We start from the raw sequence: 17,406 nt of genomic DNA on the forward strand, positions 1-17,406 counted from the left end.
GTCGGGTCTGCAAAAAATGTCAGACCCTCCTGTTCCACTGAAACAGTGCTGTTTCTTCACTCAAACGTAGGGCAGGCACAGGCGTTTATCAAACATTTGTTCTAGCGAGTCTCGACACCGTTCGTTGATAAGTGCTAAAAATGTCATAGCAAGGTTCGAATATGTGTTCTATAAACCTGAAGCTGGCACTGGATGTTCGAACAAAGTGTTCGAACATTCAGAGTCAGATGAGGGGAACGCAAAGAATTGGCCGCCAAGCACCGGGCACCCCGGAACCTGGCAATAGCTCAGAAGGGCTCAGCTCATGTCCGCAATCACTACGTTCGCTGAATTCCGCACCACTCAGGCGCCCGCTCGCCTGCGTCTGACCCGGCGGGGACGGATTGTCTTCTTCGGCATCCCGGCAATGCTGTTGGTGGCGGCGCTGCTGACCCTCGCCGGTTTCATCAACTCCCCGGCCAAGGCGTCGGACTCCCAGTCCCAGTTGCGTCCGCCTGTTGCAGTCACGGTCACGGTCCAGCCGGGGCAGTCCCTTTGGGGCATCGCCGGCGCCGCCGCTCCGGAGCGGGACCCGCGTGATGTCATCGCGGAGATCATCCAGCTGAACGACCTCCGCGGCGGCCGCATTCTGCCCGGCCAGCAGCTGTTCGTCCCTGCAAACTGAGTCGTCCACCATCCGCAGGAGCCGATCGCCCGGCGTCACAGTTAGTCGGCAGTCCCGGCCGCCCCTTAAACTGTGTTGGTGAGTGACCAGCTTGAGCGACTTGACCGACTTCCCCTCCGGACCAATCTGCGTGGACTGAGCCCCTATGGCGCACCGCAGCTTGACGTCCCCATCCTGCTCAACGTCAACGAAAACACCCATGGCGTCCCGGCAGATGTCCAAGCCGCCATCACCGAGGCTGTCGCCGCTGCGGCCACAGGGCTGAACCGCTATCCGGATCGTGAGTTCACTGAACTACGTGAAGCCTTGGCCGAGTACCTTGGCCACGGTCTCTCTCCGGACAACATCTGGGCCGCCAACGGATCCAATGAAGTCCTGCAGCAAATCCTCCAGGCATTTGGTGGACCGGGACGCAAGGCGCTCGGTTTCCCGCCCACGTACTCCATGTACCCTCTCCTGGCTAGTGGCACGGACACAGAGTATGTCGGCGGTGTGCGTGCTGACGACTACGGGCTGGACGCCGAATCGGCCGCCGCGCAGGTTCGCGAAACGGGTGCCAACATCGTGTTCCTGTGCTCACCGAACAACCCAACCGGTACTGGGTTGAGCTTGGACGTTGTTGAGGCCGTCTACGAGGCCGGCGAAGCGAGCCAAGCCATTGTGATCGTGGACGAGGCCTATCACGAGTTCGCGCACGACAATACTCCGAGCGCTTTGACGTTGTTGCCCGGACGTGAACGGTTGATCGTCTCCCGCACCATGAGCAAAGCATTCGCCCTGGCAGGTGCCCGGCTCGGCTACATGGCGGCAGCTCCGGAAGTCACAGACGCCATCAGGCTGGTCCGCCTTCCGTACCACCTGTCTGCCGTCACGCAGGCGACGGCCCTGGCGGCGCTCAACCACCGCGAAGCCCTTATGGCCGACGTCGAGGACATCAAGGTACAGCGCGACCGGATTGTGACCGAGTTGCTGCGTATGGGCCTCAAGCCCGCGGCGTCCGACTCCAACTACGTCTTCTTTGGCGGGCTCGAGGAGCCGCACAAGATTTGGCAGGGCCTGCTCGAGGCGGGTGTGCTGATTCGCGACGTCGGCATCCCTGGGCACTTGCGTGTCACTGCCGGAACCGAACCGGAAACCACCGCCTTCCTTGAAGCCCTGGAGGCACTGCTGGACGACGCGCCGCCACCGCACGCCTAAACTTGTTCATAGACCCAACCCATCCTCCGTGTATAAGGACGTCCCAATGAGCGAAACCGGCGCCACGCCGACCGCTGCCCGCACCGCGCGCATGGAGCGCACCACCAGCGAGTCTTCAGTCCTGGTGGAGATCAACCTGGACGGTTCCGGTGTCTCGGACATCAGTACCTCGGTTCCCTTCTACGACCATATGCTGACGGCCCTGTGCAAGCATTCCCTGATCGACATGACGGTGAAGGCCACTGGCGATACACACATTGATGCGCACCACACAGTGGAAGATGTCGCCATCACCTTTGGTGAGGTCCTGCGGACGGCACTGGGCAACAAGGCCGGCATCCGTCGCTTCGGTGAAGCAACGGTTCCTTTGGACGAAGCCTTGGCGCACGCCGTCGTTGATGTTTCCGGACGTCCCTACCTGGTGCACGGTGGTGAGCCGGCCGGGCAGGAGTACCACCTGATCGGTGGACACTTCACGGGCTCGTTGACACGCCACGTTTTTGAAGCCATCACGCTGCACGCCGGGATCTGCCTGCACATGAATGTCCTTGCCGGCCGCGACCCGCACCACATCGTCGAGGCCCAGTTCAAGGCCTTTGCACGCGCGCTGCGCGCAGCCCTCGAGTCCGATCCCCGTGTGGAGGGCATCCCGTCCACCAAGGGAGCACTGTGAGCGGCCAGGTTCTGAAGAACGGAGCAGTGGCTGACGCGACTGCCTCGGTGAAGCCGGAGTCGCCGGAAGGCAAGCCCACCGTAACTGTGCTGGACTACGGATCGGGCAACGTACGGTCTGCTGTCCGGGCGCTGGAGCGCGCCGGCGCCCACGTGGTTCTGAGCTCCAAGCCTGAGGATGTGCTCAACGCCGATGGACTCGTGGTGCCCGGCGTGGGTGCCTACGAGACGGTGATGAAGGAGCTCAAGTCCGTCGATGCCATCCGCATGATCGGACGCCGGGTTGCTGGTGGCCGACCTGTGCTGGCCATCTGCGTCGGCTTGCAGGTCCTCTTCGAAGCCGGTGTAGAGCACGGCACCGAATCCGAGGGTATGGCTGAGTGGCCGGGCAAGGTTGAACTCCTTCCCGCTCCCGTAGTGCCGCACATGGGCTGGAACACCGTGGACGTGCCGGAGGGCTCCAAGCTGTTCGCCGGCGTCGAACAGGAACGTTTCTACTTTGTGCACTCCTACGGTGTCCAGGAATGGAACTTCGACGTCGTTCAGCCCCGCATGGCTCCTCCCATGGTCACGTGGTCCGAACACGGTGCACGCTTCATTGCCGCCGTCGAGAACGGCCCGCTCTGTGCTACGCAATTCCACCCGGAGAAGTCAGGCGATGCCGGAGCCCGGCTCCTGCGAAACTGGGTGGACAGCCTCCGTAGGCCCGCTCCGGAAGCATCCGGAAGCGATACCGCCTAGATGTGGGGGTCGGTATTGCTGATGGCCCTCGCCGGCCTGCTGATAGGCGGGGGCATCTCCTTCCACCAGCAGAAAAAACCACGCTGGGTTTCCATTTGTTTCTATGTGCTGGCCGGGATGTCCCTGCTGGCCGCCTATCTCCTGACGCTGGGTACCTGAACCAGTCGCTCAATAACCGCGTCACTTTCGAACTCCAAGGACACACATGACCACCTCCGCCCAGTCCGTTCTGGAACTCCTGCCCGCCGTCGACATCGTTGACGGCCAGGCAGTCCGCCTCCTGCAGGGAGAAGCCGGCTCGGAAACCAGCTACGGTACACCGCTGGAAGCAGCCTTGAACTGGCAGAACGCCGGTGCCGAATGGGTGCACATGGTGGACCTCGACGCCGCTTTCGGCCGTGGAAACAACGCCGCGCTGATCAGCGAGGTCGTGTCGCAGCTCAACGTCAAGGTGGAACTCTCCGGCGGTTTGCGGGACGACGAATCCCTTGAGCGTGCCCTGGAGCTGGGCGTCGCGCGCGTGAACCTTGGAACGGCAGCGCTGGAGAATCCGGAGTGGACCCGAAAGGCAATCGACCGCTTCGGTGACAAGATCGCCGTCGGCCTTGACGTCCGCGGGACAACTCTTGCCGGACGGGGTTGGACCAAGGAGGGCGGTGACCTGTGGGAGGTTCTGGCACGCCTTGAGGACGCAGGGTGCGCCCGCTACGTTGTCACGGACGTCACTAAGGACGGAACCCTTCAGGGCCCGAACGTGGAGCTCCTTCGCCAGATGGTGGAGAAGACCGGCAAGCCCGTTGTCGCTTCAGGCGGTATCTCCAGCCTGGAGGACCTGCGCGTCCTGCGCGAACTGGTACCGCTGGGCGTTGAAGGCGCGATCGTCGGCAAGGCTCTCTACGCCGGTGCCTTCACGCTGCCCGAAGCGCTGGACGTTGCCGGCCGCCGCTGATGCCCCACAACGCAGGACATCAGCACGACGCCGGACATCAGCACGACGCCGGACATCAGCACGATCAGGGCGAGGCAAGGCGTGAGCTTCCCGGCCACATCGCGGCCGCCTTGGCCGGTGCCGGGGGAGCTACCGACTCTGCCGGCCAGCCCTGGGCCGGAAGGAGCCTCAGTGGTGACGACGCCAAAATCCACAACTTTGAGGACGACGACGGCTCGGCGGACGCCGATTATGTAGCCGCCATCGCGGCATTGATCAACGGAACCGGCAGCGAGGCAGACGTAGTTGCCTCCTTGGCGACCGCCAGGGTTTTCGTTCCCGTAGTTGCCCAGCTGGCTGAGGAAGCAGAAGGCGTCGATGGCCTCCATGCTGACAAGCAGGCCGACATGGCTTTGATCACACTCAAGGCCCCCGATGGACGCATGGCCATGCCGGTCTTCACGTCGGCAGCTGCCCTCGAGGCATGGCATTCGGAGGCGCGCCCGGTGGCCGTATACGCTGCGCGAGCAGCGCTTTCTGCAGTATCCGAGGGCGCGCAGCTGTTGGTGATGGACCCAGGCTCCGACTTCGCATTTGTTGTGCGACGCCCGGCGATGTGGGCCCTCGCCCAGCAGAAGGACTGGACGCCGTCATACCTTGATGATCAACTGGAGACTGCTCTCGTTTCAACGGTCTCGGCATTTCGGACCGTTCGTCGCTTGGAGACGCAACCCGGTGGCGGTGTTGCGTCCCTGACGGCCGACGGTCGTCAGGTACCTGGCGGCGGTGCAGGGCCGGAACTGCGTGTGGTGCTCTTCCTCGAAGATGGACTCGACGCTGTGGCTGTGCAGGCGCTCCTTGCCCAACTGAACGATGCGTGGGCACGGATGGATTCCTTTGCCGAGGGCGTTGATTCCATGGAAGTAAAACTGCAGCGCGCAGCACAGGAGCCCGCGCAGCATTAATGGCAGTGCCGGTTCCCGGGGCTGCCCTGGGGAACAAGAGGATTTAGCCAGTGAACTTCGCTCTCTACAAGGAGATGCTGTCCATCCGCCCCGTTCGGCGTCTGCTGGTAGTGGGCATGATTGCGCGCATTCCACACTCTGCGGCGGGCGTGCTCCTCACTCTGCACATCGTGCTGACCCTGGGCCAGGGCTACGCCGCGGCCGGTGCAGCAGCGGCCGTCATGACCATCGGCATTGCGCTAGGTGCACCCTGGCGTGGTCGCCGGGTGGACATGGTGGGACTGAGGAAGGCCCTGATCCCTTCGGTTGTGTCCGAAACGGTGATCTGGTCGATAGTCCCGCACGTTTCGTATGAGTGGCTGCTGCCATTGGTGTTTGTCGGCGGTCTTTTCACGCTGCCAATCTTCAGTGTTGTCCGCCAGTCGCTGGGCGTCATGGTGGATGGCGAGCAGCGGCGATCGGCCTTTGCCCTCGATTCCATCGCCACCGAGCTGGTTTTCATGATCGGCCCGGCTGTCGGCGCCATTGTTGCCACCAGCGGCTTCTCGGCGATCGGACTGACGGCAGTGGGCATTTCGGTATCCGTGGCCGGGCTGTTCCTTATGTGGTTCAATCCGCCCACTCGGAGCGAAGTGGTCTGTACACCGCAGGAGACCGCGGACAGGGCGGCGGCTGATCTCGCTGCTGCGGAGGCTGCCATGGTGGCGTCAGCGCCTGCCCACGTCCAGGAGGCGGCCTCGGAAATGGCCTCGGCAACCTCGCGCACAGCAGCCCTCCGGAGCCGCGTCGCCAGGAACTTCACCTGGTTTTCGGTTTCCGTTGCTGCACTCTTCGCAGTAGCCGCGGGATCGGGCATGGTGCTCAGTGGTTCCGATGTCAGCATCGTCGGGCTGTTGGAAAGGGGCGGACACGAGAATGAAATTGGCATCGTGTTCTTCTTCTGGTGCGCAGCGTCCGTGGTCGGTGGACTCATTTACGGGTCAATGAAGCGGACCATTTCGCCTATGCTCCTCCTGCTGGGCATGGCCGCCCTCACCATTCCGATGGGCTTTGCCCAAGACACCTGGACCCTCGCGTTCCTCTCGCTCCTGCCTGGCCTGTTGTGCGCCCCGGTTTTGTCGGCGTCGTCCGAAAAGGTGGCTGACCTTGTGGACGAGGAGCGCCGGGGTGAAGCGATGGGCTGGTACGGCTCGGCACTGACCGCAGGCGTTGCATTGGGCGCGCCTCTGGCCGGGGTTTTCATCGACACCGTGGGTCCGTCGGGTGGCTTTGCCGCCGTCGGGGTCGCCGGCGTCGCTCTCTGCGCTATTGGACTCGTCCTTACGTCCTTGCGTCGCCGGGCAGCCCGCGTGTGAAAACCTAAAAACCTGAAACTACACAATCGACGACGGCGGGCCGACCACATGTGGTCGACCCGCCGTCGTCGATTATTGCGGAAGTTGGGGCTAGTTCACCGGTCCGGTGAACTTTTCGCCCGGGCCCTTGCCCGGGGCGTCAGGAATGAGGGAAGCTTCGCGGAATGCCAGTTGCAGGGAACGCAAGCCGTCGCGCAATGGGCCGGCGTGCTGTGAACCGATTTCCGGGGCGGCTGCTGAGACCAGGCCGGCGAGGGCCGTGATGAGCTTGCGGGCTTCGTCCAAGTCCTTGAGGTCCTCGGCATTGGGGTCATCAGCCAGGCCGACTTTGACGGCTGCCGCACTCATGAGGTGAACGGCGCCGGTAGTTATAACTTCAACGGCGGGAACTTCTGCGATGTCGCGGATCTGCTGGGACACCCCGGCGTCCACGGCGGGGGAGGCGTCTTCGCCATAGGCGTTACGGGAATTGCTGTCTTCAGTGCTCATACTGGTAAGCTTGTCACAGACCGACTGGAAGTCGTTATTCACAGTCAACATCTGCAGTTCTTGCTCCCGCCCTCCGCAATGTGCGCTTGGCGGGTTGTTTCTGTAGAATTGACTTTCAGTTTGCAAGCGGAGTTCTCTCCCACCCGCGTCAGCCGTTCCCCTTGGGGACAGGATCCCTTTTCGGGACAAGAGGTTGCCGGGTACCTGGTCGGACACTGTTGGAGGCGTTGCCTCCGGGGGTGCGTACTTCCCATGAGGGAGTGCAGCCGATCTTCGAGGCCTTCGATTGCACCAGCAATTGGGGGCCTTCTCTATTTGCCGGTGACATCACCACAACCACAGGAGCTTTAACATTAGCGAGCCAAGAATCAATGAGCGTATCCGCGTCCCCGAGGTGCGGTTGGTCGGTCCTGCCGGCGAACAGGTAGGAATTGTCCGCATCGAGGACGCCCTGCGTCTTGCTGCCGAATCCGATCTCGATCTCGTTGAAGTTGCCCCGCAGGCTAAGCCTCCTGTTTGCAAGTTGATGGACTTCGGCAAGTACAAGTACGAAGCCGCCGTCAAGGCCCGCGAGGCCCGCAAGAACCAAACCAACACGGTTCTGAAGGAAATTCGCTTTCGCCTTAAAATCGACAAGCACGATTACGAAACCAAGCGCGGACACGCACTTCGGTTCCTGGGCGCCGGCGACAAAGTCAAGGCCATGATCCAGTTCCGCGGCCGTGAGCAGCAGCGTCCCGAGATGGGCATCCGCCTGCTGCAGCGTTTCGCCGAAGACGTTGCCGAGGTTGGCATCATCGAGTCCAGCCCGCGTATCGATGGCCGCAACATGGTCATGGTGATCGGACCGCTGAAGAACAAAGCTGAAGCCAAGGCCGAAGCCCGTCGCGCTACGCAGCGCGCTGAAGCCAAGGCGCAGAATGAGGCCAAGGCATCGGGGCGAGTAGACACCACGGGCGAGCAGGCTCCGCTGACGCAGAGCCTCGCCGACCTTCTTCCCGAGGGCTTCAAGGTCACCGAGGAGGAAACCAAGCAGGAAGCTGTCGAAGCACCCGAGGCCCAGGCAACGGTTGCTGAGGAAACTCCCGCTGTTGAGGAAGTTCCGGTTGCTGAGGAAGCTCCCGCTGTTGAGGAAGCTCCTGTTGTTGAAGAAGCTCCCGCTCCGGTTGTTGAAAAAGCACCCGTGGTCGAGGCTCCTGCAGCCAAGGCAGCTCCGGCCAAGGCGGCGCCTGCACCCGTGAAGGCTGCACCGGCCGCCAAGGCAGCACCGGCAGAAGCGGCCCCAAAGCCAGCTGTTCCGGCAGCTGCCCCGAAGCCTGCAGTTCCTTCGGCTCCGAAGCCCGTCGCCAAGCCGGCAGCTCCCAAGCCAGCAGCTCGGCCCGCAGCCCCCAAAGCTGCACCGAAGCCTGCATCACGTAAGACCAACTAGTTCTACGCCGCGGAGGCCCCGCCTCCATCGGCAAGCAACCAGCACGCCGGCCCTTGTAGGCCGGCTGCGCGAAAGAATCGCGGACTCGTCCGTGGATACGTAAGGAGATCGGTTCCCATGCCGAAGATGAAGACCCACAGCGGTGCTAAGAAGCGCTTCAAGCTGACCGGTACCGGCAAGCTGAAGCGTCAGCAGGCTAACCGTCGTCACTACCTGGAGCACAAGTCCTCCAGGCTGACCCGTCGCCTCGCCGGTGACAAGCTCGTCTTCAAGGGCGATGCCAAGGTCATCAAGAAGATGCTCGGCGTCTAAGTTCCAAGTTCTTTGGTTACTGCCATCCGGCAGGGACCGACTACACCAAAAGCCTTCTCAGGCCGGCCGGGTTACCGGCAGTAGCAGCTTGGGATAAAGATTTCTGAAGGAGTACGCACGTGGCACGTGTGAAGCGGGCGGTAAACGCCCACAAGAAGCGCCGGGTTGTCCTCGAACGCGCAAAGGGTTACCGCGGACAGCGTTCGCGCCTGTACCGTAAGGCCAAAGAGCAGCTGCTGCACTCGTTTGTGTACAGCTACGGCGACCGCCGCAAGAAGAAGGGTGACTTCCGTCGCCTCTGGATCCAGCGCATCAATGCTGCATCCCGCGCCAATGGCCTCACCTACAACCGCTTGATCCAGGGCCTGAAGGCCGCTGAGGTTGAGGTTGACCGCCGCATGCTGGCCGAGCTGGCTGTCTCTGACGCCAACGCTTTCGCGGCCCTGGTGAACATTGCCAAGGCTGCACTTCCGGCTGACACCTCCGCGCCGGCCGCTGCTGCTGCTGCTCCCAAGGCTGCCAAGGTTGCTCCGGCTGCTGCCACCGCAACGGCGGTCAAGGCTGTCGTTTCCGAGAAGCCGGCCATCGACGGCGCAGTTGCTGCTGACGGCGACGAGGCCCCGGAAGGCTACGCCATCAAGGGCAACGCCGAGTCCAAGAAGTACCACGTTCCGGGTTCCACCTGGTACAACACCACTGCCGCTGAGTACTGGTTCTCCACCGTTGAGGCTGCAAAGGCTGCCGGCTTTGAGCCTGCAGGTGGCGAAGCCCGCCAGCAGATCAAGAACTAGTCGCAACTGCCACTAAAGTTCTTTATATGAACGAAACCGGGCGCCCGCAAGACTTTCCGATGACCAACCCCCGAGCTGATCGGGTGAGGGACGTCGCCAAGCTTGCCGGGCGCCCGGCGCGTTTAAAACGCGGACGTTTCCTGGCTGAGGGTCCGCAGGCGGTGCGTGAGGCTTTGATCCTGCACCGTGAGCGCACCGCGGCCGGAGGTCCCGCCGTCGTGCATGAAGTTTTTGCCAGCGAAGCGTGTCTGGAGCGCCTCCCTGAGCTTGCCGACCTGGCGCGGGAAACGCAGCTCCGGCTTGCAAATGACGACGTCCTTTCCGCCATGGCGGACACCGTCAATCCGCAGGGGATCGTGGCCGTATGTAGTTTTGTTGATGTCAGCCTTGAGTCAGTGCTCGACGCCGGTCCACGCCTGATCGCTGTCATGTGCCAGGTGCGCGATCCCGGCAACGCCGGGACTGTTCTCCGTGCTGCCGATGCTGCCGGCGCCGACGCGGTTGTCCTTACTGGTTCGAGCGTGGACATCTACAACCCCAAGGCTGTCCGTTCGACGGCTGGCTCGCTTTTCCATTTGCCGGTTGTGCTGGGTGCCGATGTTGAGGAGTTGGTGGCACGCTGCCGCGATCGCGGTATCGGCGTCTTGGCTGCGGACGGATATGGAACCGTCAACTTGGACAAACTGCAAGACGAGAATGCGGCGCGGAGACTTGGGAATGAATCTGTAGCATCTGACTACGCGCTTGAGTCACCTACGGCTTGGCTGTTCGGCAACGAAGCACAGGGTTTGTCGGAGTCGGAGCTTGCGCTGGCTGACCATCGGGTGGCGGTTCCGGTGTATGGGGCAGCCGAAAGCCTGAACCTGGGTACTGCCGCCACGGTATGTCTTTACGCCAGCGCGCGTTCCCAGCAGGGCGCCCGACTGGAGAATGTGTAGACACGACATAGAGCGTCGAAGGCGGTCTTCCGGCTATCCCGCGCTCTTTAGTCGGGATCAGAAAGACAGCGGCTTTTTTCGCTCCAGCAGACCACTGACCAGAGCCACTCCGAGGCCCAGGACGGCAAGGACCGCGCCAACCAGTGCGGGAGCCACGTATCCCCAACCCCAGGCAATAACAGTGCCGCCCAGGAAGGCGCCCAGCGCGTTGGCGATGTTCAGGGCGGAGTGGTTCAGTGAGGATGCCAGCGACGCAGCGCCCGGTGCGGCGTCCAGGAGGCGGGTTTGCAACGCGGGAGTGAGCATGGAGCCCACACCGCCCACCACGAACGCCATGATGAAGGCAGCCCACGCCCAGTGCGCAGCAATGGCGTAGACCACCAGGGCCACGGCGATTCCCGGCATTACCCAGTAGATGGTCCCCATCACGGACTTGTCGGCCAGGCGTCCACCTAAGATGTTGCCCACCACCATGCCAAGTCCGTAGAGGGCAACAACGGCGGGGATCAGGTTCTCCGGTATGCCGGCCACAGAGGTCATGGTGTGTGCAATGTAGGTGTAAACGGCAAAGAAGCCGCCAAACCCGATGATGCCGATCAGGAGCGCCAGCCAAACCTGGAGCCGTTTGAGGGCTCCAAGTTCGCGTCGGATGCTGGCCTCGGGGTGGGCTGCTTCGAAGGGGACGAACTTCCACACCATGGTGACGGTAAGCAATCCGATGGCGCCCACAATGACGAAGAGGAGCCGCCACCCGAAGGTCTGCCCAACCCACGTGGCCAAAGGAACCCCGATGACGTTGGAGACCGTGAGCCCTGCCATCACCATGGAGATTGCCCAGCCCCGTTTGGTAGGGGCGACGAGTCCTGCTGCGATGACGGCTGCCACTCCGAAGAAGGCTCCGTGGGGAAGTCCGGAAGCAAAACGGGAGAGGAGCATTAATCCGTAATCCGGTGCGATGAAGGACGTCAGGTTCGCCAACGACAGGAACAGCATGAGTCCCAGGGCAAGATGCTTTCTGGGAAGCTTTGCCCCGAACGCAGCGAAGAGGGGAGCACCGATAACGACGCCCAAGGCGTACGCCGAGATGAGGTTGCCTGCCTCGGGGGTGCTGATGCCCAGCCCCTCCTCGATTTCCTTCAGCAGGCCCATCATGGCGAATTCGGTGGTACCGATGGCGAACCCGCCCATGGCCAAGGCCAGGATGGCCAAGCCAAGGTGTTTCCTTGCTGCTTTGGCGGTGGCGGGTGTGGACACGGTGGTAGTCATAAGCCTGCTTCTTGAGGGCGCCTTGTGGGCTGGGGGAACCTGGAGAAAATCCGATAATAAGTTTAGTCCGGGGCCCCGCGACTTGTCGCAGCTATGTGACGATGCCCATTCATCGGCCCCCATAGACTGTTTCGGTGACTGTACTGATTAACGTCGTGGGCGCCGCCGTCGTCGACTCCTTGGAAGCCCCCACCCGCCTTCTCGTTGCACGGCGTACTGCGCCGCCCCAATTTGCGGGCATGTGGGAATTTCCGGGCGGCAAGGTGGAAGCCGGTGAGACCGCGGAGGCTGCCCTGCACCGTGAACTCCGGGAAGAACTGGGCATTGAAGTGCAGCTCGGGCCGGAGCTGGACTCGGGCGCCATCGCAGGATGGATGCTCAATGACCGCGCCTCCATGCGTGTGTGGTTCGCCGAACTGACGTCGGGAGAGCCGCGGCCGCTGGAGGATCACGACGAATTGCGTTGGGTGTCATTGGCGGACCGTGACGAAGCTCTCAGCCTTCCGTGGATTCCGGCAGACCTTCCGATAGTCCGGGCGTTGATTAGCCGGGTAGGCGCTCCCGCCTGAGAACCGGGCGCTTGGAGGGAAGAGATGACCGCTTACCGTAGCCGGTGGCATTCAACCTAGAAAAGCGTCTGTTGTCCAGGAAGGGGAACGGAGGCGTCCACGGTGGCGGCCGCCGACCCAGTGACAGTGCGAGCATTCCGGTGGCTGAATCCGGATGTTCCGGTGAAGCCATACTTCGCCTTGAAGTAGGTGATCCTGCCGGTGAGCCAGGCACGGTACTCCTTGGAAGCATAGGAGCCTTGTCCATAGAGCCGCCGGTACTTGCCCACCAACTCCGGGTGTTCGGTTGCCAGCCATTTCATGTACCACTCACGGGTTCCGGGCTTAAGATACAGGGCGCCGGCGGTGACTCCTGTGGCGCCCGCCTTGGTCAGTTCCGCGAACAGGGAATCGAGGGCCTCGTCCGAATCCGTTAACCACGGCAGGATGGGCATGGCCATGACGCCGCACCCCAGTCCGGCGTCGCGGAGTCGGGCTATGAGCTTGAGGCGGGCCTTGGGTGAAGGGGTGCCAGGCTCTATGAGTTCCGCGAGGTCCTGATTGGTCATTGCCAGCGAGATGCCAAGGTCCACGGGGACCTGGGTGGCGGCGTGCTTGAGCAGGGGAATGTCCCTGGCCAGCAGCGTGCCCTTGGTCAAGATGGAGAAAGGCGTGCCGGAATCTGCGAGGGCCCGGATGATTCCGGGCATGAGCATATAGCGGCCCTCTGCGCGTTGATAGGGATCCGTGTTGGTACCGAGGGCGACTTGGGGCCGTTCCCAAGAAGGCTTGGCCAGTTCCCTTCGGAGAACTTCGGCGGCATTGATCTTGACCACCACTTGCGAATCGAAGTCCCGCCCGGCGTCGAACTCCAAATATGTGTGGCTCTTACGGGCGAAACAGTACACGCAGGCATGGCTGCATCCGCGATACGGGTTCACCGTCCACTCAAAGGGCATGTTCGAACCGGAAGGCACCTTGTTGAGCACTGACTTTGCGGTGACCTCATGGAAGGTGACTCCGGAGAATTCGGGTGTCGAGATGGAACGCACAAGCCCGGCCAGTGGCAGCAAGGCATCCGAGGCCGGGGCAGGGCCCGGAGCCTCGACACCACTGGTTTCTGACGCCGGTCCACGTGTAGGTGAAAGTGCTTGTGCGTCCCATCTCATGGACTCCATTCGAATGTATGTTCGAACGAATGTCAAGGCCGCGGAAGGCAAGCCCGGGATAGCCGGGGCGGGAGCATTGCTAAGGTTGGGCCATGATTCTGCTGACTGGATTCGAACCCTTTGGCGAGGACGATGCGAATCCTTCGTGGCTTGCAGCGCGGCGGGCGGCAGAGTTGCTCGGCGCAGAAGGCATCGCCGTTGAAGCCGTGCAACTGCCGTGCGTCTTTGGTGAGTCGGGGACCGTCCTCACCGACGCCATAGCCAGCCTGAACCCGGACGTAGTTCTCTGTGCCGGCCTGGCGGGAGGCCGTGGACGGATCTCCTTGGAACGCGTCGCCATCAATTGCGATGACGCCCGAATACCGGACAACAAAGGCCAGCGGCCCATCGATGAGGAAGTCATCCCGGGCGGGCCTGCAGCCTACTTCTCAAGCTTGCCCATTAAAGCCGCGCTCAGAGCCCTCCAAATCGCGGGAATCAAGGGAGAGGTCTCGCAGTCCGCGGGCACCTACGTGTGCAACCACGTTTTTTATGCTTTGATGCATGGCCTCGCATCCAAGCCGGGTACACGTGGCGGATTCGTCCATGTTCCCTATTCGCCGGAACAGTTGCCGGAAGGCAGCCCAACTCCGTCCATGCCTTTGGAATCGATGGCTGAGGGTCTTGCCGTCATTGCCCGGACGGCGCTGCACACACCGGCAGACGTGAAAATGTCGGCCGGAGGCATCCGCTAAACCAGTTCCCATTCCACCTTGATACTGGCTGAGACTGATGACTCTCCGGCTTCCACGGGCATGGCTTCTGCACTGAAGGAAGCCCGCACCATTCCGCCCAAAGGAATGGGTCCGCCATGCAGAGGCTCCTGGGACATGGACACCACCTGGCCAAGCCGCGCGGAAGCCAGTGACGCGTACTGTTCGGCTCGGGCCAAGGCATCCTGCCACGCGGCCTCCTGTGCCTGGGCTGCGACCGAGGAGGCATCCGCAAAGCCTTGTTCGATTCCGTTGATCCGGATGTCATCTCCACCGGCCGCAACTGCGGCGGCAATAGCAGCCGGAGCATCCGCCTGGGAACGGATGCCCACCTGCAGGTTCGTGGACGCCACGTACGCAGTCACCTTCTGCCCTTGTCCTTCCACCCAGACCAGATCGGCACGAAGGTTCAATCCGCTGGTTCGAAGGTCTACGTTCGAAACACCTGCTGAACGCAGACTGGCTGCGACAGCGCCAGCCGCTTTGCCGGCGTCGTCATAGGCCTTCGCGGCAGTGTCCCGACGCGTCTCCACGCCAAGCGTCAATGTCACCAGATCGGGGACGGCCTTTGCGCTCGCGGTCCCGGTAACGGTAATGGTTCGGTTCATGCTCAGGCCTCGATTCCCTTGCCTGCAGGGCCGTCCTGCCGGCGGTGGTGGTTGTCCATGTAGCCGCCGGCCACGAGGCCGGCCTGCCGTTCGAAGAAGTTACGCGAAGCCGGGTTCCCGCTGCGAAGCATGGACCAGCCGGCAGCGACGCTGTAGAGGGCAAGGAAAGGAAGCCCCAGGCAGTACGCGTACTGAGTGCTGTGCCGCTCCTCATGCCCCAAGAGCACCGTGTTGGTTCCGGCCACACCATGCGGCGCCCGGTACAGGACTACGTTCCCCACCGTAAACGCACCTGCGTGGGGGAGCTTCCAGTTGTACCCGGCAGCGATCAGAAGCCCCCGCGGGCCATGGGACACGGTGGAACGGGACACGGCTGCTACCGCCAGCCCCAGCGGGGTGGACAGGTTCAGGACGTTTGCGATCTGCCGTAAGCGTTGCGCCGGAGTCATGATGCCATGCTAGCGCCGTAGTGCCTGCCGCGGCGTTGGCAGCGATACGCTGTTCGAGCACCCGCACGTGTCAAAACAAGAAAATTGGGGGACGAGGGAAATGAAGGCGAAACGGGCCTTGGGCGGCGTCGGTTTACTGATCGCACTCATGCTGGCATTGACGGGTTCCGTCAAGCTCAACATGTCCGTGACGGTCAACAATGAAAAGAGCGTGGACTACGAGGTTGTCTACGCCATCCAAAAATCCGTGCTGGGCGAGAAGTCTTTCGACGAATTCATGGAGTCGAACGGTAGCGGAAGTCGGCAGATGGACATCCCCGATGGTGCGACCGTGGTGGACTACGAGGACGAGAAGTACAAAGGCAAGCGGATTACAGCCGCCAACCTGGACCCTGCAAAGCTCGCTGAATCGTCCAGCTCCGAGAGCCCCTTCGAACTGAAGAAAGAAGGGGACTTCTACGTCATCTCCATGGGTGGAGTGACCGGTGCTGAAAACGGTGACGCATCGTCGTCGGCCATGGCGAAGTCGATGTTCGACGAAGCCTCCGTAAAGTTCACCTTCCCGGGAAAGGTGGTGGAAGCCAAGGGCGCAACTGTCGACGGCAATTCGGCCACCTTCGACATGCTTTCTGTCAACGAGTCGGTAGTCCAGGCCAAGGCCGAGGCCAACGCGGGAATTCCGATGTGGATCATCTGGATACTCGTCACAGTCCTCGTCGTTGCCGCCGCCCTGATTCTGCTGTTTGTGCTGCTGCGCAAGAAGGCAGCCCGGCAAGCGCCGGCGTTCGCAGCTGCGACCCCATACGGGCAGCCGGGTTTCGCGCCCCAGACAGGGCAGGCGGGTTACGCTCCGCAACAGCCGGCCTACGACCCGCAGCAACCACACGCGCAGCAGCAGCCGCCCTACTCGCCGCAGCCCCCGGTTCAGCAACCGGGGCAAGCGCGCGACGAGCGCCTGTGAGGTTCAACTAGACTGAAGGGTAGTGCCTGCCGTCCGCGGCGAGCACTACCCTTTTCGTTTTGCAGGTCCGCCTTGCCGGGCCGCTCCCTACTCGTAGCTAAGAACAGTAGATGACTGACACTTTGCCAGGCGCTGCCATCCCGAATCCGCTGGATGAAGCCGCCATCACCGCTGCCGTCGAGGACGCCATTGCCGCCATTTCGGCTGCGTCCTCCCTCGAAGAACTCAAGGCTGTGCGCCTCACCCACACCGGTGAGAAGTCGCCTCTGAGCCTGGCTAACCGTGTAATCGGTGGCTTGGCCAAGGAGCACAAGGCTGCCGCAGGCAAGCTCATGGGTTCCTCCCGTGGCCGGGTCAACAAGGCGCTCGCAGCCCGGACCGAAGTTCTCGAGGCCGAGAATGACGCCCGCATCCTGGTCGAAGAAACCGTTGATGTTACGTCCGCTCCGCGTCGTCGTCGCGCCGGTGCCCGCCACCCGCTGTCCACGTTGCAGGACCGCGTCTCGGACATCTTTGTTGGCATGGGCTGGGAAATCGCCGAAGGCCCGGAGGTGGAGTCCGAGTGGTTCAATTTCGATGCCCTTAACTTCAAGCCGGATCACCCGGCACGCGAAATGCAGGACACGTTCTTTGTGGAGCCCCCGGAAGCGCACCTGCTCATGCGCACGCACACGTCCCCGGTGCAAGTCCGTTCCATGCTTGAACGCGAAGTGCCCATCTATGTGCTGTGCCCCGGCAAGGTCTTCCGCACGGATGAACTGGACGCTACGCACACTCCTGTCTTCCACCAGTTCGAGGGACTGGCGATCGACAAGAACCTGAGTATGGCGGACCTTCGTGGCACGTTGGAGCACTTCGCCCGCCAGATGTTCGGCGACGAAGCTTCCATTCGCCTGCGCCCCAACTACTTCCCGTTCACGGAGCCTTCCGCCGAACTGGACATCTGGCACCCGGGTGCCAAGGGTGGTCCCCGCTGGATTGAATGGGGCGGCTGCGGCATGGTCAACCCCAACGTTTTGCGGGCAGCCGGTATCGATCCGGACATCTATTCAGGTTTTGCCTTCGGCATGGGCATTGAGCGCACGCTCATGTTCCGCAACGAGGTTGGCGACATGCGCGACATGATCGAAGGCGACGTACGTTTCAGCGAGCACTTCGGGATGGAGATCTAA

21 protein-coding genes are annotated in these 17,406 nt (G+C 62.3%); 16 read left to right on the plus strand and 5 right to left on the minus strand.

Features of this window, described 5'->3' with window-relative positions:
• Nucleotides 1-304: 304 nt before the first annotated feature.
• From RIF72_RS04240 to RIF72_RS04275, 8 genes are all read left to right on the plus strand, one after another.
• Nucleotides 305-664: a LysM peptidoglycan-binding domain-containing protein gene (locus RIF72_RS04240; protein ID WP_309073608.1), complete on the plus strand. Its 360-nt coding sequence runs from the start codon at nt 305-307 to the stop codon at nt 662-664.
• A 78-nt stretch (nt 665-742) separates the two neighbouring features.
• Nucleotides 743-1,861, plus strand: coding sequence for a histidinol-phosphate transaminase (locus RIF72_RS04245; protein ID WP_309073609.1), 1,119 nt, complete (start codon nt 743-745; stop codon nt 1,859-1,861).
• Between the two features lie 46 nt (nt 1,862-1,907).
• Entirely contained in the window at nt 1,908-2,534 is a 627-nt protein-coding gene (gene hisB / locus RIF72_RS04250; protein ID WP_309073610.1) for an imidazoleglycerol-phosphate dehydratase HisB, read from the plus strand.
• Nucleotides 2,531-3,274 carry an imidazole glycerol phosphate synthase subunit HisH gene (hisH, locus tag RIF72_RS04255; protein WP_309073611.1) on the plus strand — a complete coding sequence of 248 codons (744 nt, stop codon included), beginning with the start codon at nt 2,531-2,533 and terminating at the stop codon, nt 3,272-3,274. The genes hisB and hisH overlap by 4 nt, the downstream gene beginning before the upstream one ends.
• On the plus strand, nt 3,275-3,433 hold the full coding sequence (locus RIF72_RS04260; protein WP_309073612.1) for a hypothetical protein: 159 nt from the start codon (nt 3,275-3,277) through the stop codon (nt 3,431-3,433). It abuts the gene before it with no gap.
• 46 nt (nt 3,434-3,479) lie between these two features.
• A complete protein-coding gene (priA, locus tag RIF72_RS04265) occupies nt 3,480-4,223 on the plus strand; it encodes a bifunctional 1-(5-phosphoribosyl)-5-((5-phosphoribosylamino)methylideneamino)imidazole-4-carboxamide isomerase/phosphoribosylanthranilate isomerase PriA (protein ID WP_309073613.1) in 744 nt (247 codons plus the stop codon).
• Complete coding sequence (locus tag RIF72_RS04270) at nt 4,223-5,167, plus strand: SseB family protein (RefSeq protein ID WP_309073614.1); 945 nt, start codon at nt 4,223-4,225, stop codon at nt 5,165-5,167. Before priA ends, RIF72_RS04270 begins: the two co-directional genes overlap by 1 nt.
• Nucleotides 5,168-5,217: 50 nt before the next feature.
• Entirely contained in the window at nt 5,218-6,522 is a 1,305-nt protein-coding gene (locus RIF72_RS04275) for an MFS transporter (RefSeq protein WP_309073615.1), read from the plus strand.
• 90 nt (nt 6,523-6,612) lie between these two features.
• Here RIF72_RS04275 and RIF72_RS04280 read toward each other — a convergent pair whose 3' ends face one another.
• A complete protein-coding gene (locus RIF72_RS04280) occupies nt 6,613-7,011 on the minus strand; it encodes a DUF1844 domain-containing protein (RefSeq protein ID WP_309073616.1) in 399 nt (132 codons plus the stop codon).
• 394 nt (nt 7,012-7,405) lie between these two features.
• On the opposite strand from RIF72_RS04280, the gene infC reads away from it, so the two are divergent.
• The 4 genes from infC to RIF72_RS04300 all read left to right on the plus strand — a co-directional run bounded on the left by infC (nt 7,406) and on the right by RIF72_RS04300 (nt 10,481).
• A complete protein-coding gene (infC, locus tag RIF72_RS04285) occupies nt 7,406-8,440 on the plus strand; it encodes a translation initiation factor IF-3 (protein ID WP_375164194.1) in 1,035 nt (344 codons plus the stop codon).
• A 117-nt stretch (nt 8,441-8,557) separates the two neighbouring features.
• Entirely contained in the window at nt 8,558-8,752 is a 195-nt protein-coding gene (rpmI, locus tag RIF72_RS04290) for a 50S ribosomal protein L35 (protein WP_011774324.1), read from the plus strand.
• A gap of 119 nt (nt 8,753-8,871) precedes the next feature.
• Nucleotides 8,872-9,543 carry a 50S ribosomal protein L20 gene (gene rplT, locus RIF72_RS04295; protein ID WP_309073617.1) on the plus strand — a complete coding sequence of 224 codons (672 nt, stop codon included), beginning with the start codon at nt 8,872-8,874 and terminating at the stop codon, nt 9,541-9,543.
• 26 nt (nt 9,544-9,569) lie between these two features.
• On the plus strand, nt 9,570-10,481 hold the full coding sequence (locus RIF72_RS04300; protein WP_309073618.1) for an RNA methyltransferase: 912 nt from the start codon (nt 9,570-9,572) through the stop codon (nt 10,479-10,481).
• A 57-nt stretch (nt 10,482-10,538) separates the two neighbouring features.
• On the opposite strand, the gene RIF72_RS04305 is transcribed toward RIF72_RS04300, so the two are convergent.
• Nucleotides 10,539-11,747 carry an MFS transporter gene (locus RIF72_RS04305; RefSeq protein WP_309073619.1) on the minus strand — a complete coding sequence of 403 codons (1,209 nt, stop codon included), beginning with the start codon at nt 11,745-11,747 and terminating at the stop codon, nt 10,539-10,541.
• Nucleotides 11,748-11,881: 134 nt separating this feature from the next.
• Here RIF72_RS04305 and RIF72_RS04310 point away from each other — a divergent pair, with 134 nt between their 5' ends.
• Nucleotides 11,882-12,316, plus strand: a complete 435-nt coding sequence (locus RIF72_RS04310) for a (deoxy)nucleoside triphosphate pyrophosphohydrolase (protein WP_309073620.1) — start codon at nt 11,882-11,884, stop codon at nt 12,314-12,316.
• 56 nt (nt 12,317-12,372) lie between these two features.
• Here the strand turns inward: RIF72_RS04310 and RIF72_RS04315 are convergent, their stop codons facing one another.
• On the minus strand, nt 12,373-13,464 hold the full coding sequence (locus RIF72_RS04315; RefSeq protein WP_309073621.1) for an Rv2578c family radical SAM protein: 1,092 nt from the start codon (nt 13,462-13,464) through the stop codon (nt 12,373-12,375).
• 92 nt (nt 13,465-13,556) lie between these two features.
• On the opposite strand from RIF72_RS04315, the gene pcp reads away from it, so the two are divergent.
• Nucleotides 13,557-14,198, plus strand: a complete 642-nt coding sequence (pcp, locus tag RIF72_RS04320; protein WP_309073622.1) for a pyroglutamyl-peptidase I — start codon at nt 13,557-13,559, stop codon at nt 14,196-14,198.
• Here the strand turns inward: pcp and RIF72_RS04325 are convergent.
• Both RIF72_RS04325 and RIF72_RS04330 read right to left on the minus strand, forming a co-directional pair.
• Nucleotides 14,195-14,824: an SIMPL domain-containing protein gene (locus tag RIF72_RS04325; RefSeq protein ID WP_309073623.1), complete on the minus strand. Its 630-nt coding sequence runs from the start codon at nt 14,822-14,824 to the stop codon at nt 14,195-14,197. The two genes, pcp and RIF72_RS04325, sit on opposite strands and share 4 nt — an antisense overlap.
• Nucleotides 14,825-14,826: 2 nt before the next feature.
• The gene (locus tag RIF72_RS04330) at nt 14,827-15,273 is read right to left on the minus strand and encodes a hypothetical protein (protein ID WP_309073624.1); all 447 of its coding nucleotides are present in this window, start codon (nt 15,271-15,273) and stop codon (nt 14,827-14,829) included.
• A gap of 100 nt (nt 15,274-15,373) precedes the next feature.
• On the opposite strand from RIF72_RS04330, the gene RIF72_RS04335 reads away from it, so the two are divergent.
• Together RIF72_RS04335 and pheS are read left to right on the plus strand one after the other, a co-directional pair.
• Entirely contained in the window at nt 15,374-16,234 is an 861-nt protein-coding gene (locus tag RIF72_RS04335; RefSeq protein WP_309073625.1) for an LppM family (lipo)protein, read from the plus strand.
• 110 nt (nt 16,235-16,344) lie between these two features.
• A complete protein-coding gene (gene pheS, locus RIF72_RS04340; protein ID WP_309073626.1) occupies nt 16,345-17,406 on the plus strand; it encodes a phenylalanine--tRNA ligase subunit alpha in 1,062 nt (353 codons plus the stop codon).

The sequence above is a fragment of the Paenarthrobacter sp. genome (genome assembly GCF_031180005.1).
In the GTDB taxonomy this organism is placed as follows: Bacteria; Actinomycetota; Actinomycetes; order Actinomycetales; family Micrococcaceae; genus Arthrobacter.

What these genes read in the sequence shown, in the direction of transcription:
- RIF72_RS04240 (WP_309073608.1), top strand. Translation starts at nt 305, where the DNA reads ATGTCCGCAATCACTACGTTCGCTGAATTCCGCACCACTCAGGCGCCC.
- hisB (WP_309073610.1), top strand. Translation starts at nt 1,908, where the DNA reads ATGAGCGAAACCGGCGCCACGCCGACCGCTGCCCGCACCGCGCGCATG.
- RIF72_RS04260 (WP_309073612.1), top strand. Translation starts at nt 3,275, where the DNA reads ATGTGGGGGTCGGTATTGCTGATGGCCCTCGCCGGCCTGCTGATAGGC.
- priA (WP_309073613.1), top strand. Translation starts at nt 3,480, where the DNA reads ATGACCACCTCCGCCCAGTCCGTTCTGGAACTCCTGCCCGCCGTCGAC.
- RIF72_RS04270 (WP_309073614.1), top strand. Translation starts at nt 4,223, where the DNA reads ATGCCCCACAACGCAGGACATCAGCACGACGCCGGACATCAGCACGAC.
- RIF72_RS04280 (WP_309073616.1), bottom strand. Translation starts at nt 7,011, where the DNA reads ATGAGCACTGAAGACAGCAATTCCCGTAACGCCTATGGCGAAGACGCC.
- rpmI (WP_011774324.1), top strand. Translation starts at nt 8,558, where the DNA reads ATGCCGAAGATGAAGACCCACAGCGGTGCTAAGAAGCGCTTCAAGCTG.
- RIF72_RS04300 (WP_309073618.1), top strand. Translation starts at nt 9,570, where the DNA reads ATGAACGAAACCGGGCGCCCGCAAGACTTTCCGATGACCAACCCCCGA.
- RIF72_RS04305 (WP_309073619.1), bottom strand. Translation starts at nt 11,747, where the DNA reads ATGACTACCACCGTGTCCACACCCGCCACCGCCAAAGCAGCAAGGAAA.
- RIF72_RS04315 (WP_309073621.1), bottom strand. Translation starts at nt 13,464, where the DNA reads ATGAGATGGGACGCACAAGCACTTTCACCTACACGTGGACCGGCGTCA.
- pcp (WP_309073622.1), top strand. Translation starts at nt 13,557, where the DNA reads ATGATTCTGCTGACTGGATTCGAACCCTTTGGCGAGGACGATGCGAAT.
- RIF72_RS04325 (WP_309073623.1), bottom strand. Translation starts at nt 14,824, where the DNA reads ATGAACCGAACCATTACCGTTACCGGGACCGCGAGCGCAAAGGCCGTC.
- RIF72_RS04330 (WP_309073624.1), bottom strand. Translation starts at nt 15,273, where the DNA reads ATGACTCCGGCGCAACGCTTACGGCAGATCGCAAACGTCCTGAACCTG.
- RIF72_RS04335 (WP_309073625.1), top strand. Translation starts at nt 15,374, where the DNA reads ATGAAGGCGAAACGGGCCTTGGGCGGCGTCGGTTTACTGATCGCACTC.
- pheS (WP_309073626.1), top strand. Translation starts at nt 16,345, where the DNA reads ATGACTGACACTTTGCCAGGCGCTGCCATCCCGAATCCGCTGGATGAA.